This is a genomic window from Paraburkholderia sediminicola, from assembly GCF_046027825.1.
GTDB lineage: Bacteria > Pseudomonadota > Gammaproteobacteria > Burkholderiales > Burkholderiaceae > Paraburkholderia > Paraburkholderia sediminicola_D.
This window is the reverse complement of sequence record NZ_JAQQDU010000241.1, coordinates 1-1,061: the sequence shown is the minus strand read 5'-3', so window position 1 is coordinate 1,061 and position 1,061 is coordinate 1. Positions and strand designations below refer to the sequence as shown.

The 1,061-nt window shown below is 57.8% G+C and carries 1 protein-coding gene; it reads right to left on the bottom strand.

Annotation, left to right across the window (positions count from 1 at the left end; all coding sequences use genetic code 11):
* Positions 1-273: 273 nt before the first annotated feature.
* Positions 274-747 (bottom strand): PRC-barrel domain-containing protein, encoded by a 474-nt coding sequence (locus PQQ96_RS42080; protein ID WP_408303330.1) that lies wholly within the window; start codon positions 745-747, stop codon positions 274-276.
* Positions 748-1,061: the final 314 nt, after the last annotated feature.

The following is a 1,061-nucleotide window of genomic DNA, read 5'->3' as shown; positions in this document are numbered from 1 at the left end:
CTTCGGTGCAACGTTTGGCGCGAAATTCCGAGATCGCGAGCGGCCTGGCTCACCGAGAGCGTCAAGCCGGGTAAAACATGATCGCGAAGGAGCCTACCCGGGTGAGGTGTTTCCACGACGTTGTGGACCCTTTGGCGATCGCCGGTTTCATATCGCGCTGTCAACCCTCGTGTGACACTCAGCCCAGATTATCACAGGCGGCCGAACACCTTGGTAGGCCAGGCGATCGGCGCCTGATGCCGTCCGTCCGGCACGGTTACCCGTTGGTGTTTTTCAGTGCTCGCTCGGCCTGATGGTTACGTCCGTTTCCATCACGTCATGAGTCGCTGACCAGTAAGGCTGTCGGTTGTAATAACTGTACGTAGACTCTCCCCACTTCGCATCCGCCATCGTTGGCCAGTGGTCCTTGTCGAAACCCGGGTCGTCTTTGAGATGCTGTGCGGCAATGTCGACGACGAAGCACTTCTCGTCCGTGTCGAGAGTCAACGCACTCCATGGGATGGCATGCAGGTTAGAACCCATGCCGAGGAACCCCCCCTCGGAAAGTACAGCGTAAGCGATGCGTCCATTCCTGACGTCAAGCATGATGTCTGAAATTTTCCCAACGTGTTCCCCATCAGAGGACATGACTTTGTTCCCATCGAGCGTTGCTGCGGCCATGATGTCCGGCCCTGGTCCTTCGCCCATCCCGCCGCCGACGATGTCGGCTCCGCGTTGGCTGTCCCCTTGCGGGTTGATTGAGCCCATGATTCACCTCCTTCGAAAAAGGTACTCAAGGGGTGCGCAAGCGGCGTTCCCGAGCCGTCGATCGCACTGCGTCCCTTGCTTCCGGGATGACAGGGATTCGCTACGTGTAGTAGGAACCAGTTAAGGACAGCCCCGCCTGAAGTGTATTTTTTTCCTGGATTCCACCGCCGGTCAAAGCTTCGATCTCCGCCCACTACATCAAAAGCTTTGAGGATATGGGTTGCCATCGGGAACCCGCTGGAGCGGGCACATTGGTGCGAGTTTGGGGACCGGATAAGCGCTTCGCCAACAGCGAGTCAATGACGGACTCCAAT

Excerpts from the sequence above, each read along its gene's own strand:
- PQQ96_RS42080 (WP_408303330.1), bottom strand. The coding sequence starts at position 747 with ATGGGCTCAATCAACCCGCAAGGGGACAGCCAACGCGGAGCCGACATC.